The sequence below is a fragment of the Fictibacillus terranigra genome (genome assembly GCF_030412265.1).
In the GTDB taxonomy this organism is placed as follows: Bacteria; Bacillota; Bacilli; order Bacillales; family Fictibacillaceae; genus Fictibacillus_C; species Fictibacillus_C terrinigri.
In genome coordinates this window covers 49,207-65,743 of the sequence record NZ_JAUHLN010000007.1, presented here as the reverse complement: position 1 = coordinate 65,743, position 16,537 = coordinate 49,207, and the positions used below count along the sequence as shown (strand labels likewise).

The following is a 16,537-nucleotide window of genomic DNA, read 5'->3' as shown; positions in this document are numbered from 1 at the left end:
AATCGTGACTTTTTTACTGTTTACATGGAAATTATACAAATTGCTACAGATTCCGTCAATCTATTTACGAATAATTTTATTGGAAATTTATGAAATGTTCGTTTTTTACTCCCACTCAATCGTTGCAGGCGGCTTGGACGTGATGTCATACACTACACGGTTGATGTGATTCACTTCATTTACGATGCGCGTAGAGATCTTCTCCAGCACTTCGTATGGGATACGTGCCCAGTCGGAAGTCATACCGTCGATGGACGTTACCGCACGGATGCCGATGGTGTAATCATACGTTCTCATGTCTCCCATTACCCCTACGCTGCGGATATCAGGAAGGACCGTGAAGTACTGCCATACATCGCGCTCAAGGCCTGCTTTACTGATCTCGTCACGCAGGATGAAGTCAGATTCGCGGACAATCTCAAGCTTCTCGTCTGTAATCTCGCCAAGGACACGGATGCCAAGCCCTGGACCCGGGAACGGCTGGCGCCAAACGATAGCATCAGGAATACCAAGCTCTGTTCCAACCTTACGAACTTCATCTTTAAAGAGTGTGTTCAACGGCTCGATCAATGTAAACTTCATGTCCTCAGGAAGTCCGCCCACATTATGGTGAGACTTGATCGTTTGTGCTGTTGCTGTTCCGCTTTCTACGATGTCCGTGTAAAGCGTACCTTGCGCAAGGTAGTCTACACCCTCCAGCTTGCTTGCTTCTTCATCAAAAACGTAGATGAATTCGTTGCCGATGATTTTACGTTTTAATTCTGGGTCGGACACTCCTTTAAGCTTGCCCAGGAAACGGTCTTTTGCATCCACTTTGATGACGTTCATGTGGAAGCCTTCACTGAAGGTTTTCATAACGCTGTCAGCTTCACCTTTGCGGAGGAGTCCGTGGTCGACGAAAATACAAGTGAGCTGGTCGCCGATCGCTTTATGGATCAATACGGCAACAACGGAGGAATCGACGCCGCCGGAAAGTGCGCACAATACGCGTTTGTCGCCAACAGTCTGACGGATTTTTTCCAATTCGTCCTCGATCCAGTTTTCCATCGTCCAGTTGCCTTCACATTCACAGATGGCAAAGATAAAGTTCTTTAGCATCTCATTTCCATATTCGCTGTGGCGCACTTCCGGGTGGAACTGTACACCGTACAAGTGGCGGGAGATATCGCTCATTCCCGCGACCGGACAGGAAACGCTCGTCACGTCCGTTACAAATCCTTGTGGAGGAGCAACAACAAGGTCACTATGGCTCATCCATGTTACCTGCTGTTTTGGCAGTTCTTGATACAGCTTGCTTTCATTTACAACCTTAATTTCTGCTTTCCCGTACTCACGGTGGTTGGCGCGCTCTACTTTTCCGCCGAAGTGGTGAGTCATGAGCTGCATGCCGTAGCAGATTCCCAATACCGGAATGCCAAGGTCAAAAATAGCTTCATCCGCTGATGGTGAACCTTCTGCATATACGCTGTTCGGCCCTCCGGAGAAGATGATTCCCTTTGGATTCAACTTCTTGATTTCTTCTGCAGTCGTTGTGTGCGGAAGCAATTCACTGTATACCCCAAGATCACGAATACGCCTTGCGATCAGCTGGTTGTATTGGCCCCCAAAATCAAGAACGACGATCATTTCACTGGCTAAATTCATTCTGTCACCCCATCTATTGATCTTTCCGTAGTATTTGCCAAATTTACCCTCACATATCCTTTACTTTGACAAAAAAACCGGAATCCCAGCTCTGTTTTTTCAGCAAAAAAAACAAAGGCAGAATTCCGGTTGTACATAAAGAACCCTGCCTTCATAGTCAGGCCATTTACGGCAGCCCGGTAGAGACTCTCGATCCTTATTATCGAGGATATACGAAGGTGAATAATATTGATGGCATTGTATCTTAAGCACATTCTAACAATGGCCTGTCAGGCGGTCAACCCCGCAGCTTTTTAATTAAATTTTCCCACAATTCCTTGTTGGTTTCTGTCCATGGATCCGCCATCTGCTTATTGCTGTATTGAAGGGATTCATATGCCGAAGTGAGCCTCCTCATATCCCGAGTGTCCAGCGAACGGTCAACATATACCGCATATTCCCTCAGGGTATAGGAAGGATCCTTTTTCAGCCCGTAAAGCTGGGTCAGCCAAAGGAGGCGATCGTACGCATCTGAGAATGTTCCTGACCCTTTCCTCCTGCGGAATCTCCAGATGTAATACTGACGGAGCCATTTTTTTCGGAAAAGAACAGCAAGAAGTGCTGCAGCGACGGTAAGCGGAATCACGTAAAGCAAGGCTGTGCCGATGATGGCTAACGTTCCGTCTCCATTTTGTCCCTTGCTGGCCGATTGTTCCTTCTTATCAGGCTGTACTTGCTTTTTATCCTTCTTCTTGACCGGAGGGGCGACTGGTGCAGACGCCCTTTTCATTTCCTCTTCGATCGGAGTTGGATTGGAAAACCCTCTTGTCGGTTCAAAAGGCACCCATCCGACACCTGCAAAATAAACCTCCGGCCAGGAATGGGCATTGGCATTCGTAATTTTATACGACTTGTACACGTTTTTCGTATCCTGATACTCACCGTACGTGAAGCCTTTCACCCAGCGTGCAGGAATGCCGACTGAACGAAGCAGTACGATCATGGAAGTAGAAAAGTTATCACAGTACCCTTTTTGTGCATCAAATAAAAACTTGTCCACGTAATCTTCGTTTTTCTTCGGGACCCTCACATCGACGGTATCATAGCCAAAATTATTGAGCGAGAAATAATTTTCAACCGCCTTGGCTTTGTCATACGGGTTATCTTCATTCTTTACGATCCGGGCCGCCAATTTTTTCACCCGCTGAGGGAGTTCTGCAGGAAGCTGCAGATAATATTGCGTCACATATTGCGGATAGGACCGGCTGCTTTCCCTTAACTTTTTCTTATCGTACTGCGGAAGTTCATACTCCAATTTATATTGCTTAAGCCGGGTTGGATTGCCCCCGTTCGTCGTATTGATCTGACCGGTCAGCGGATCAAGCATAAAGTCCACGTTCTTTTTCGCTTGAATGGAAGTAATGACGCCTGGTGAAACGATGAACGGATAGGTCTTCGCCATATTGATCGAGGCTTCCTCTTTCACCATCTGAGCTCCGCCCTGTTCAATTAGACTGGAGCCGGGAGCAGCATACTCCACAGATCGTCTGTCTAACAGAAGCTGTTCGTTGGAGAAGGAGTTCTCCCATCCTTTCCCGGTATAGGCATCCTTCGTTTCAACGCGCCAGTAGTGCCTTTCTTTAACGGTTGCTGTAAAAACCTCTTTGTAATCAAATTTGAACGGTCCACCGAGACGGCTGTCGTTCGTTCCGTATCCGATCCGGGCAAACCGGGTGTTGATACCGGCTCCCTCTTCCCCTTTATCCGACATGGACGTGATAAAAGGCACCGGGTCTGGCCATTGTGGAGAGGCTTTGGGCGCCAGCAGGCCCAGAGTGGAAGACAGCGCGATGACAACGGTGAGCGGAACCATCCACATGACGGGGAATCTCCCCTTCATGAGGGAAAAGCCCTCCGCCTCCACAATTTTCATGATCCGCAGGATACCGACAAGAATCAGTCCGATAAACACTGTGCGCACGATCGCCATCTTTGCATCATACGGTGTAAACGTATCCAGGACCGTGATATAGAGAACAGTGATGAACAGGAAGAGAAAGATCCGCTTCGCCTGAATGAGCCAGTAATGCATGAGGTAGCTCACGAGCCAAAGCAATATGAAGAACAGCAGTGACCGGCTCAGCGATGACATTTCGGTCCATTGCTGATCCCAGATGAGCGCGAGGCTGCTCTGTAAATCACCGATCAAGTGAGGAACCCATTGAAACGAAAGAAAAACATCCGGGTAATACAGGGCATGCACCGCATAAAGCAGTGCGATTAACTTGATCGGAAAAGAAATCCAAAACGGCAGCCGGAAATACGCAACAATGAACAAAAACGCGGTGAACACGACAAAGATCTGCGTGTCCTCGGTTGACGTGATCTGAGTAAGGGGCCTGAGCCATTCCCACAGGAGCATAAAGCCCAAAGCATAAAGAACAAGAGAATATACAGACGGCGGCCGGTTTTCATTAAATGGTTGCACGGCTTGCACCTGCCTTTATTGCGTCACTGAACCTCGGCCCGTTAATGGAAACCGCAGGAATTAAACTATTGTTTAAACGGTGGATGTACGTCAGTTCTTGAGGGTGGAGCCTTTCATTGGACGACATATAGAAATACACCACGTTGGCCTGGCGGGCCGAAATCATCTCCAGCGTCTTGGTCATCACATCATCGAGCAGCGGAGAGATGATCACCATGGTTCTTCCCTCAAGCCTGCCATCGGCGAATTCCTTTTTAAGCCATTCATAAAAAGGTTGCTTTACATCCGGCTGAACGCCTGCCAGCTCATGAAAGATCCTCCATTCGTGGTCCGTGCCGCTGTTCATCGCCAGCTGCCCTTTCTTCCGGTAACTGTGCAGCCCTAGGGACGCTCCCTTTTGGACCGAATAATGCGTGATGGAAGCTGCAAAGGAAACCGCCTTTTCAAACAGCCAGTTCTGATTGCCATAGCTTTGTTCAGATTGATCCAGCACAATGATATAATCGTCGTTGCGCTGATGTTCAAAGACTTTGGTGAGGAGTTTGTTGGATCGCGCACTCGCCTTCCAATGCAGCCAGGACAGCCGGTCTCCCGGTGCATAGTCCCTGACGCTCACCGTTGATGTATAGTCCGTCAGCGATTTTCTGCCGGCTCGCTGAATCCCGCTCTGAAGATGCTTGTCCATCTCCCAGCGCTCGATCTCTTGATACCTTGGATAGATGAAGACCTTGTCCGAAAGGTTTACTTTGATTTCTTTTTGTACAAAACCGAACACATCCCCGGTTTTGAGCGCGATGCTGTTCAGCTCGTAAACGCCGCGAGGGACCGGTTTGATCCGGTACGTATAGACGAGATTCTTTTTAAACAAAGGAAAGAACAGCACCCGGGAATGGATCTGACCCTCTTCTCCTCCATGAACCGTTTCTTTATATAAAGGAGCGGGAATCTCGTCATGGATGACGAGGTAGAACAGCGGAAAAGGAGTTTTTCGTTTCAAACGGATGGTCACAGTCAGTTCCTCACCGGCCATCAGCAAATCCTTGCTCAGTTCCCTCGTCAGCCGAATATGATGAAGGGGATAGAAGACCATCGCTGCCGTATAGATGGTAAAAGGAAAAACACTGTAAAACAAAAACCAGCTCACAAAACCGCCCTGAAACATCGCGTACGAAAAGGTCAGGCCCAAGAGGATGATAATACCCGCAAGGCCAAGCGGGGTTTTATATTTGCCGTTCAGCTTCCACTTTAGCCGCTTCATCTCGCATGCTGCCCCTTCTGGATGGGAACAGGCACACGGTTCAGAAGGTCTCGGACGACCGTATCAGCGGTCTCTCCTTCAAACCTGGCTTCCGGCTTTAAAAGAATTCGGTGTGTCAGGACGAATGGAGCGAGGTATTTCACATCGTCAGGCACAACAAAATCCCTGTCCATCATAAAAGCATGCGCTTGGGCGGCTTTCATCAGAGCCAGTGATCCCCTTGGGCTGGCACCCAAATAAATGGATCGGTGGTTGCGCGTGCGGTTCACGAGATCTATGATGTATTTCTTTACGGTTTCATCCACGTAAACGGCCTTCACCTGTTCCTTCATACCGTTCAGTTCCTCGGCCGTGACGACCGGCTTCAAGTGATCGATCGGATGATCCTGCGTGATGAGGCTTAAGATCGACATCTCTTCATCAGGTGTTGGGTAGCCCATGTTCAGTTTTATAAGAAATCGATCCAGCTGGGCTTCAGGGAGCGGATATGTTCCTTCATATTCAATCGGGTTCTGGGTAGCCATGACGAAGAAAGGGCTCGGCAGGATGTGGGTCCGGCCGTCTACGGTGATGCTCTTCTCTTCCATGGATTCTAAGAGGGCGGATTGTGTCTTGGGGGAGGTGCGGTTGATTTCATCTGCGAGTATGACATTTCCCATGAGCGGCCCGGCTCGAAATTCAAAGTTCATTTCCTTTTGATTGAAGATGGAAACACCCGTAATATCAGAAGGCAATAGATCAGGAGTAAACTGGATCCTGCTAAACTGAAGTCCCAGTGACTTTGCGATCGCACGGACCATCATGGTCTTCCCTACGCCCGGCACGTCTTCAAGCAGCACATGTCCCCCTGCAAGCAAAGCCACTATGCTTAACTCTGAAACTTGCTTCTTTCCTACCATGACATTTTCTATATTTCTAATAACAGCCTCCAGTTCAGAACGGTAGCTGTCAAACTTCATTTTGTTTGCACTCATGCGGTGAGCCCCCTTTATAATAGGCGGTACGGCGGCAATTTCTAAAAAAGGTATACCCCCGTTTGATGCCTGATGACCCTAGTCCCCAAAATGCAGTCTAGGTTCTATTTCCTATTTTAATAACATTCGCAACGGGCGGGCATAACTCCTTGTTATCGACAAACTTTTCTAGGATTTCCATCGGATGTAAAAAGGCCGCCTGGAAACGGCGGCCCTGCTTTATTGTTATCGTGTTTATTTCTTGGCGGATGACCCTTCTGCGAAATATTTTACGCCTGCTACGGTTCCGATCCCGAGAAGCGCATATTTCAGACCCACTAATGTGGAATGCGGGGTAGCGCCGCCTGCTTCCCAGAACGAATACAGCACCCCTAATACAATGGCCACAATGGGTATATACCGGTTCGACACCTTCGACGTATGGCGGATTGCATACAGAACGACGGCAAGCCCTACATATGGCGCAAAGTTATTGATCAAGTCCATCCTTCGCCCTCCTTTGATTGAGAAGCTTTATTAGTAAAATGTATTGTGGTCTTCTCCAAGAAAGAACTAAAAATGCGGCCGTTGTTACCTTTGTGATGCAGGGTATGATAAACCCGGATTCCTTAGCAGGACTCCGGGTTTTTCTTTCCCCTTCTAGCTATGCAGCATCCCCTTCAACCAAGGGCGGGGATGATAATGCCCCACCGGTACTTGAATGAGGCTCGTTTTCCCTTGCGGTTTCATCTTGTATAGCTCGTCGCACATGCCGGGTTCAAATCCAAGGAGAGGGTGCCCGCCCATCCCGAGGGCTGACGCCGTAAGCAGCAATCGCTGCACCAGCATACCGGCTTCCATTTGCTGAATGCGATAACCTCGATAGCCTAATGACGTTTTGAGGAAATTCATTTCCCCCGCCACATGCAGGCAAAGCGGCACTTGGAACAGATTAACATTATGGCCTGCGCTCCCTTGCTGCATTGCAGACCGATAGTCTCCGGCATTGATTTTCCGTAACCGGTGATTTTCGGCGTCATAGCAGAAGGCACCATTCTGTATACCTTCAACGCCATACATGCATCCATAGAGCGAGACACGGTATTGGGATCCCTCATGCGCTTCATCCAAATCATTTCGATACGCGAAGGAATCCGTCGCTTCCTTAAGCAGGGCGGCCAGTTTCTGCTGGCTTACCTTCCTTAAAATGAAATCCGTGTCCAGTGAATATCGCTTTCGGCAGACCGAAGCAAGATCGTAAGATAACCGTTCCACGTGAGGCAGGGCCACCCATTGACCCTCACCATTTACCCTCTTCTTCTTCTCTATTCGCTGAAACGAACCTGTTGATTCCATCATGGATGCTTCGTTCATTTTTATGATCATTGGATACTCCGCCACTCTGTCAGAACGATCGTAGTTTTCATGCGGAACAGCTGTTAACTCCTGGCATAATTTTTCGGAAGAGGCCATCACGCCCTGGACCTTCCTGTCAGCAAACCAGGTGGATGAAGGTTCTGCCGACAAAGGAATAACCGCGTACACGCTCTCCTCCTGTCCGGCGAGCCCAAGCAAGTGGTTCAACGCCCGGTCAAGAAATTGGAAGCAGACTCCAGACTCGAAGCGGAACCGTTTCGCCACTTCCAACAATTGTCCGATTAATGCACCAGCATCCAGCCCTTGAAGACGGTACGCAAAGTTATGGTATTTAAAGAAATTTTTCCAAAACACCGTCGACACAAAGATAGTGCCAAAACAAGCAGACACGTCACATCGGTTCCCTAGCGCCTGAGCCAAATAAGAATCGTAATTACCTTCCCGCAATAGTATTAAGCGGTGGTGTGCAGCATCATAATGGTATACACCGTGAGGCAAATCTTCTGCCTTCAAATACACGTATAACTCGTTTGGATACAATGCCCCACCGGATGGAACAAACCGCCGAAAAGACTGCATGAGGCCATCCGGTGCGGCAGCACCGCTGCTCGAGGCTGACTGGCTTAATTGAGTGATCCCGTATACGTACCAGAGTAAATCGCCGATTCCGCGAAGGTCCGGCTTCACTGGTGTTTCCTGTCCTTCAAGCGTCAGCGGCACTTCCAGTGACAACGGAAATACAGGCAAGCCGCGGTAAAGTTTATATGGAAGCGGTGCATCTTCCCAATCCACTTCCCAGTCCGGTGGTCTTATCTTTTCAGTATTAAAATGCAGATTGTGCAGGAATTCATCTAGACTCATCCCTTTCCCTCCTAAACACGACTTATGGAAACGGATGGGGATATGGATTGAGCTGTTCAGCAGTCAGCATCTGGTTCGCATACCCAAGCTCCACCGGCACCCTCAGCACCCTTTCCAGCCCTGTCACACGGGTAAAAAGATGTCCGAATGTCATCGGAATCATTCCCGGAATAAGGACTTTCACGCAAGACAGCCCGTTTCGTTTGATTTCCGGTGTCGTCTGGTCCACCACAATCACTTCCAGGTTCAAATCACGAAACACTTGAAGAATATCCAGCAAATCATCGGTTAAATCATCATGCGTTGTCTTCGGCTTGAATTGATCTTCATAAGTTCGTAACGGCCGAGCTTCATCCAATAAAAATTGCAGCCGATCCTCTGCCTGCGGCAAACTGTACAGCATGGAATGGTCCTCCATCTGCCGTACCAAAGACGAATCATCCAACATTCTCAAATACTTTTCACGGTTCGCCTCAAATTTTTCATCCAACGACATCAGCATGCCGGCCAACTCGTGAATCGCTCCTTTTGTCGCCCGGACCGGATCCGGATGAGCTCCGGCTGCACAGATTATATTCACGCCTTTTTGTTTTCTGTTTTTCGCGATCGCCCACACACTTGGAATCCCGTTTTCCGTTGTTGAATTAAACAAATGCAGATCAAACCCTGCCACAGCTTGCATACGGTCGACCATCAACCCCAATTCTTGATCATTGGCGGAATAAGGATCAAGCCGCGGAATCTGCAGCTGTGCGTACCAGGTCATCAGGAAAGAATCGCGTTCCACCACTTCCAGGATTCCATAGAAAATGGCCTCCTCCAGCGTCCCGCCAAGCGCGCATCCATTCGAATTTTCATAGACAAAGCCCTTCCCATAGTCCAAACCATAATACGCGAGAAACTCTGGAACTAAAATCGGACGCTCCTGCAAAAATGAATAACCCCATACCCAATTCATCGATTGATCAGGATTAAACGGTTTAAACGGAAAACCACGCTTCCCATACTGTTCCTTCGAATATACACCTACCTTAACAGGATGGAGTGCTTGCCCCTGCAGATTACGGAAGCTGTCATGAATCACCGTCTTTTTTCCGCGTGGTGACATTCCACAATGGCGTTCAACCCCCTCCAAAATCGCGGTTAATTCGCTTACCGCATATGAATGGGTACGCCCGGCAGTTCCCTCGTCCCCCGTGAACAGCGGCAGATTTACACTGGCATCTGCAAACGGCGATACGAGATCGACCATTTTACGGTTCAGAAAACCGGTCCGGGAATCGAGGTAATCCTTGGCAAGAACTTTTTTCAGGTCATCCATTGGCCGGCAGCGATAACTGTCGGGGCTGACCTTTGGACTTGGCTGCAGCGATATTCGCGCCGCCTCCGGTGAATCATCAGGCAATTGTCCGCAAACGGGACACAACGGGTCGGGCAGAAAAAAGTGACTTGAGCTCTTCAACGTTTTCAGACTGATGAAAAACAGGTGTCCTTCCGAAAGCGGTCTGCCCCCTTCCAATATCCTCTGTGCTTCAGACACGATGAAATAAGCCACCTGCAAAAGTCCCGTGCGTGATGCCCACGTGTCCGTTGGTATTCCCCCTTGTGATGCCATCCTCTTTTGCAGCTCCCGCATCTCCTTGCGGTCGCGTCCAGCCATCAAGCGCCTCATATCCGCACATCGCGAGCAGCCAGGCGCATGGGGCCGAACGAACGGCCCGATTACTCCCTCACCGAATGAAACAAAGCCCCGAAGCCAAGGAATGTCGAGTGACTGGAACATCTCTTCAGCCTTCTCATGGATAGGCTGAAGCCAGGCGTCGCTTAAGACCAGTGCTAAATTCGCCGCTTTTGTTACCCCAGCCTCGACATCGGCCTGACGAACGACCTCGTATTGGCTGGACAGTTCTTCACTTACTCGCTTTGCCAAAAACCCTTCTCCGACAATCACCACGACAGCGCTCATCTGGATGACTCCTCCCGCAACGCCACACCAAACACCCCTGCCAGGTGGTCTTTTGAAAACTGCTCCAGCTCCAGTTCACAGACGAGGAGCTTCTTGCGGTTCTGTTTTAACACCTGCATGGCTGACTGTAAAACCTCTAAGTTTACAGTCTCTTCACATGCGGGAAAAGCAAGATTAAGAATCTCGTTTTCTTTTAATAACAGGGATGAAACCTCCAGCACTCCTTCCGCAGATGGGACGGATGCCTGGTTCTGGGCTTTTATCAGTGCATGCTGTAATACTTTCCGCAATGCCAGTGTCAGATTCAAGCCTGCACTGCCATACCAAATGCCGGCAGTATGAACCCATACTACAGGAAAACCCGACACATCTTTTCCTAAGCCGATTACCGGTGCTCCCTGCATCGCAGACAATGACTGCAAATAGAATTGGCACCGTTCATCTTCTATCACTTCTAACTGCACTTGAAAGACCGGTATCTTCTTGTTCCTTTGTTGCTTGACCAGCTCTTCCATTAAACATTTTTGCAAGCCTCTGCAGACGCCTTCCTCGACCGTTTCCCCAATTCCGATACCCACAAAATCATGAAATCCAACCATTCTGTCCTGCGGTGAAAGCAGATCTGGAAGAAGCAGATCGGCCATTCGTGCCACATACGTTTCAATCCCGGCAAGACCCGCTTCCCGCCTTGCTTCCTCATGTGTCATACCTGTACAGATCATTTCCGGCAGCAGCTCAGCGGGCCCATCCGACAATGGATCAACAGCCTGAACGCGGCACTGGGCCAGCGGCAGCTGCTTCAAGTCACCCTCCTCCCAAATATGCAAAATTCCTGCTTCCATCGATGTTAATTGATTTAAATAAAGAAGCATTTCACTGGATTTATCTTCACTGGAGCCCCTCTCAAGCCGACGATCAAGATCTTGAATCCATTCAGCTGAACCACGCTCTGTCACCAGTGGATGCGGCATGAACCAATGCCAGTTGCCTTCGAGTGTTTCCAGATCCAAAAAGAAGAGCTGATTCGTCTGTGAAGGTTCGGTCACTCCTGTCACATGTTTGAACCATTCAAACACAATCACATTCGCCAGCATAGCGCCTGCAGTGAAGGAGATGTCGTTCAGCCCTTGATCTTTGGTAATTGCCGCTTTATGTACACGGCGCCACGCAGACTCCCAGCATCCATCAGAGTCCGGATGTACCAAAGGACCTGCCATGCCCGCCTGCTCCACACATATAGCTGGCAGTAAAACCTTCTTCTCCTCCCTGCAAACGGTATGAAGAAAGCGCAGTTCCTCTACATCGCCAGACTGCGACACATACAAAATCGAATCAAAAGGCTTTACAGCTTTCCGCCAGGAACGGACCCCCTCCATCTTCAATGGGACTTCGTCTAGTTCGACCTCAGGGTCCGTTTTTCGGGCATGTACCACAAGCTCCTCCAAACGCCGGCGATTGGTGGGCATTGAGTCCGTAATCAATACATGGATCTTGGGCAGACCGGATTCAATCAATGCTGAAACAAGCGATACCAAAAAAGGACCGGAGCCCACAGCCAACACTTTCGCCTGGCGGTACGTTTGAAATCGGTAAGCGCCCGAATCTACGGAACTTGCCAAAAATTCAATTTGCGATGCATATTTTTTTAGCACCTCATCCGTCAATTGATGCGGGCGATCTTGGCTTATGTCCTGAATAAAGCCATTTTCATGAAGTGTTTCGGCGATTTCAAATATCCGGTTCCGATATTGGTCGGGCAAGCCGCCTGTCAAATCCTCCAGGGTGTGCTCTCCATTGAACATCGGTATCAGTTTCTCCACCCACTGATCGATTCCACTGCCTTTCATACGGAACGAGATTAAATTGTTTCGAAAATACACACCACCCTTTGGATCAGGAAGAAAATACGTATCCCTTTTCACCTTCAGACGCATAGATGGGTCCAAGTTTGTCATTCCGGTCCTCCTAACCAAATGAATTGTCTCGAATTTGGACATTACTTTCATTACCATCCTATGCACCGCAATTTGTATCTTATGTCTAAGCTTATAGAGAAAAAAGGAAAGCAAAGGGATCTTCACCTCAAATGGTGAGATCCCTTTACGAATCTGCCCGAAGCTTTTCTTTAGGCAGCCACAAACTATCTGTTATTCACCATGGCCGCCAGAACAACGTCCTCCGCAATTATGGCAGTTCGAGCAGTTATGGCAGTTGGAGCAGTTATGACAGTTGGAACATCTAACGCAGTTTGAGCATCTAAAACAGTTAAAACAGCTCACACAGTTAAAGCAGCTCACACAGTTGAAACAGCTTATGCAGTTAAAGCAGCTGGAGCATCTGAAACAACTGGAGCATCTAAAGCCAGCGCACTGCCGAGGGTCCATTTCGTAATGATTTTGTGCATCCCAAGGAACAGCCTCTTCCGCCTTGTAATCACCAACATTCAAATTTTGAATGTCTTTCTGGAAATCATCATTCATTTGCACAGCCTCCTCCTGTTAATTTAAACAACTGTTCAATAGGTTTTTTGCGGGTAGTTAACGAGAAATAAGAGAAATTAATTACTCCAATTCTAAAATCTTCGCATCTTTTCTCAACAGCCTATGAAATAAAATGGGTTATGGTTCCATACAAAATACTTATTTAAGAGAGGGGTTATCCTAAAACCGTGAATATAAAATGATTTTTAAAAAACTAGTTCTGCTAACATGTCCGCTGGGTTGTCGATCCCAAACAATTGGCTTATATCAAGGAAAAATCATGACAGAGCGATTTTATTAGCTTAAAAATTTTTTACAAACGAAATATATGTTTGCATGTTGTATGAAGACGTTTATACATAAGAGCCATTATCCATTGGTCCTTAGCCCGAGAAAGGGGGGTCTTTTATGAAAAGCATTCGAAACCGTCTATTGCTGATGCTTCTTCTTTTTATCATCGTGCCTTATTTTTTAACGGTCTTCTTCATATATGGCTTTACCAAAGCATTTAAAATCCAGCCGTTGAATACGATTAAAAGATAAAAACGCCAAACCTTGATCAGCCAAGGTTTGGCGTTTTATTATCCTGCAAATACAACGAGAGAGCATTTAACTTGTTATCTATTTCTAAAGGCGTATGATTGTTAAGGTACTTATGTCAAGGAGGAACGACTATGAAACAGCTTTCGCGGCCGCAAACCATCCTGCTGCTCACATTTCTTGTGATGGTATGGGGTATCAATTGGCCATTATCCAAGATCGCACTTAACTATACACCGCCATTATTGTTTGCCGGAATCCGAACGATTCTGGGCGGCCTTATTTTACTTATTTTTGCACTTCCAAGATATAAAAGCCTTCGTTTTAAAGAAACATGGCATTTTTACTTCATTTCTGCTTTTTTTAACATCATCCTTTTTTACGGTCTTCAAACGGTAGGTCTCGGGTTTGCACCAGCAGGTTTGTTTTCGGCCATTGTCTTCATTGAGCCCGTGCTGCTTGGGATCTTCTGTTGGATTTGGCTTGGCGAATCGATGTATGGATTAAAAATGATTGGGTTGATCCTTGGCTTCGCAGGTGTTGCGATTATAAGTGCAAGCGGATTTACAGGTGATATTTCGGCTCTTGGCATTATCCTGGCTCTTGGCTCTGCATTAGGCTGGGGATTAGGCACGGTTTATGTCAAAAAGACAGGTGATCGTGTTGATTCCATTTGGATGGTTACCGTACAGCTTATTATTGGGGGGCTTTTCTTATTAAGTGCAGGCTCCGGATTTGAGAGTTGGTCAAATATCCGGTGGGAAATGCCATTTATAGCAAACCTGTTATTCATCTCTACCTTTGTGATTGCCTTTGGCTGGCTGGCATTCTTTACACTCGTCGGTTCAGGTGAGGCGAGCAAAGTCGGATCATTCACTTTCCTGATCCCGCTAATCGCAATTCTTTGCAGTTCTTTCTTATTAAATGAAAATATTACACTTAATCTTGTAGTGGGTCTGTTATTTATCGTCATTAGTATTTTGTTTGTAAATATGAAGCTAAAATCAAAAATGGTAAATAAAAGTGTTTAACTGTGCGGTATTTTCCAACAGGATCATAAAACAAATAGAAACAAGGGAACACATCAGGTGTTCCCTTGTTTTCATTATGGCAAAAAGCCATTAGAATCTATGCAGATTTAGCTTCCAGCTGTCTGCGTGGAGAGTTCCACATCTCTGCCCATTTTTTCACAGCGGCCACCATAATGATGACGCCGAGGATCAGCATTATTACGGACAGAACGGCATTAAGCATGTTGTAGCCTGGGTTATCCGGGTTTAGATAAACATTTTTGACCATCCAGTAACCGGCATAATTGACGGTGACAAAGAGATAGGCCAGTGGAACAAGACAAGTGAGCATATATCTTCTCTTGTCGGCCATTTTTAAAATGACCGTGGCACCAATAATTAATCCAATCGATGCCATCATCTGATTCGATACCCCGAACAGCGCCCAGATCGAGCCAATATCCCCTGAATAGAGAAGATATCCCCACATGAAGCAGGCAAGCGCACTGGCGATAATCGATCCAGGAACCCAATCCGTTTTCTTCAGCGGCTTATAAAATTCGCCAAAGAAATCCTGGATCAGGTAACGGGCCACGCGAGTCCCTGCATCGATCGCTGTTAAAATAAACACTGCTTCAAACATGACCACAAATTGAAAGAAGTAGGCTGAGAGCTTGGCGAACCAAGGAATTCCCGTAAAGATGTACGTCATCCCGACTGCAAGCGTTACCGCACCGCCTGTTCTGCCTTCCAGATTCAGACCGATTTCACGGCTGAGTTCAGGCAAATTAACGACATCCATCCCCAATGTTTTAAATACCTCAGGAGTGGAGTTGATCGCAAAATAGTCAGCCGGGTGAAGCGCTGTCGCTGCAATTAAGGCCATAATGGCAACCAGACATTCAACGAGCATTCCGCCAAATCCGACGACCTTAATATCCGACCATTTATCAAGCATTTTAGGTGTCGTACCTGAGCCCACAAAGGCGTGGAATCCCGATATCGCTCCACAGGCAATCGTAATCGAGATAAATGGCCAGACCGGGCCGGCTAAAATCGGACCGCCGCCATCAATGAATTTTGTAAAAGCCGGGAATTCAATCGATGGGTTAATAATGAAGACACCGATAATCAAGGCAATGAATACACCGATTTTCATAAAACTGCTTAAGTAATCCCTTGGTGCGAGCAGCAGCCAAACCGGCAGCGCTGCGGCAAAGAAGGCATATATAGGCAAAATGACCGCCAGCGCTTTTGTATCAAGCGTCAGCCAGTCCCCAAGAACGGTCCCTTGAATCTGGGGTCCCATAAAGACACCGACCATGAGCAGAATAAACCCGACCGTAGAAGTGAATTTCAAATTGCCGGTTTTTTTATAAACGATACCGACTCCCATCGCGATGGGAATGGTAATGCCGACAGCAAATGTACCCCATGGATTGTTTTCAAGCGCATGCAGAACAACCATGGACAGCCCCGCCATCGTAATCGTAATGATAAATAGCATTGCTAGGCCTGTACAAAAGCCAGCTACAGGACCCAGTTCATCTTTCGCTACTTCCGAAAGTGATTTCCCTTTTTTGCGCATGGAGGCAAACAATACAACCACATCATGGACAGCTCCGCCCAGTACTGCACCGATCAAGAGCCAGAGCAGCCCTGGCAGATATCCGAATTGAGCTGCTAATATTGGACCTACGAGCGGTCCTGCAGCGGCAATCGCGGCAAAGTGATGTCCGAATGACACCCATTTATTCGTTGGAACATAATCCTTGCCATCGTTTAATTCATGTGCCGGGGTTGGCTTAGCATCATTTAATTTCATGACTTTTGCAACCATAAATGTTCCATATAACCGATAAGCAATCATTAATATGCAAATGGATCCAATAACAATTGTAACCGCATTCAATTCATTCTCCCCCTCTGCCTTCATTGAGTTTCTGTAAACTTTATCTTACTAAATGAAAACGCTCACACT

At 47.5% G+C, this 16,537-nt stretch carries 11 protein-coding genes and 1 riboswitch; of the genes, 2 read left to right on the top strand and 9 right to left on the bottom strand.

Annotation, left to right across the window (positions count from 1 at the left end):
- Positions 1–105: 105 nt before the first annotated feature.
- The 8 genes from guaA to QYF49_RS23310 form a co-directional block, all read right to left on the bottom strand.
- The gene (gene guaA / locus QYF49_RS23345; protein ID WP_290401990.1) at positions 106–1,644 is read right to left on the bottom strand and encodes a glutamine-hydrolyzing GMP synthase; all 1,539 of its coding nucleotides are present in this window, start codon (positions 1,642–1,644) and stop codon (positions 106–108) included.
- A 134-nt stretch (positions 1,645–1,778) separates the two neighbouring features.
- A riboswitch (purine riboswitch) is annotated at positions 1,779–1,880 on the bottom strand.
- A 41-nt stretch (positions 1,881–1,921) separates the two neighbouring features.
- A complete protein-coding gene (locus tag QYF49_RS23340) occupies positions 1,922–4,111 on the bottom strand; it encodes a transglutaminase TgpA family protein (protein WP_290401989.1) in 2,190 nt (729 codons plus the stop codon).
- Positions 4,098–5,369, bottom strand: coding sequence for a DUF58 domain-containing protein (locus QYF49_RS23335; protein ID WP_290401988.1), 1,272 nt, complete (start codon positions 5,367–5,369; stop codon positions 4,098–4,100). The genes QYF49_RS23340 and QYF49_RS23335 overlap by 14 nt, the downstream gene beginning before the upstream one ends.
- Positions 5,366–6,343 (bottom strand): AAA family ATPase, encoded by a 978-nt coding sequence (locus tag QYF49_RS23330; RefSeq protein ID WP_290401987.1) that lies wholly within the window; start codon positions 6,341–6,343, stop codon positions 5,366–5,368. Before QYF49_RS23330 ends, QYF49_RS23335 begins: the two co-directional genes overlap by 4 nt.
- A 234-nt stretch (positions 6,344–6,577) precedes the next feature.
- Positions 6,578–6,829, bottom strand: a complete 252-nt coding sequence (locus QYF49_RS23325; protein WP_290401986.1) for a phage holin family protein — start codon at positions 6,827–6,829, stop codon at positions 6,578–6,580.
- Positions 6,830–6,982: 153 nt separating this feature from the next.
- The gene (locus QYF49_RS23320) at positions 6,983–8,560 is read right to left on the bottom strand and encodes a SagB family peptide dehydrogenase (RefSeq protein ID WP_290401985.1); all 1,578 of its coding nucleotides are present in this window, start codon (positions 8,558–8,560) and stop codon (positions 6,983–6,985) included.
- 22 nt (positions 8,561–8,582) lie between these two features.
- Positions 8,583–10,526 (bottom strand): TOMM precursor leader peptide-binding protein, encoded by a 1,944-nt coding sequence (locus tag QYF49_RS23315; protein ID WP_290401984.1) that lies wholly within the window; start codon positions 10,524–10,526, stop codon positions 8,583–8,585.
- Positions 10,523–12,481, bottom strand: coding sequence for a putative thiazole-containing bacteriocin maturation protein (locus tag QYF49_RS23310; RefSeq protein ID WP_290401983.1), 1,959 nt, complete (start codon positions 12,479–12,481; stop codon positions 10,523–10,525). The genes QYF49_RS23315 and QYF49_RS23310 overlap by 4 nt, the downstream gene beginning before the upstream one ends.
- A gap of 933 nt (positions 12,482–13,414) precedes the next feature.
- Between QYF49_RS23310 and QYF49_RS23305 the strand changes: the two genes are divergently transcribed.
- Both QYF49_RS23305 and QYF49_RS23300 read left to right on the top strand, forming a co-directional pair.
- Complete coding sequence (locus QYF49_RS23305) at positions 13,415–13,549, top strand: hypothetical protein (RefSeq protein ID WP_290401982.1); 135 nt, start codon at positions 13,415–13,417, stop codon at positions 13,547–13,549.
- 131 nt (positions 13,550–13,680) lie between these two features.
- The gene (locus QYF49_RS23300; RefSeq protein WP_290401981.1) at positions 13,681–14,577 is read left to right on the top strand and encodes a DMT family transporter; all 897 of its coding nucleotides are present in this window, start codon (positions 13,681–13,683) and stop codon (positions 14,575–14,577) included.
- Positions 14,578–14,674: 97 nt separating this feature from the next.
- On the opposite strand, the gene cstA is transcribed toward QYF49_RS23300, so the two are convergent.
- Positions 14,675–16,468, bottom strand: a complete 1,794-nt coding sequence (gene cstA, locus QYF49_RS23295; RefSeq protein WP_290401980.1) for a carbon starvation protein CstA — start codon at positions 16,466–16,468, stop codon at positions 14,675–14,677.
- Positions 16,469–16,537 lie beyond the last annotated feature (69 nt).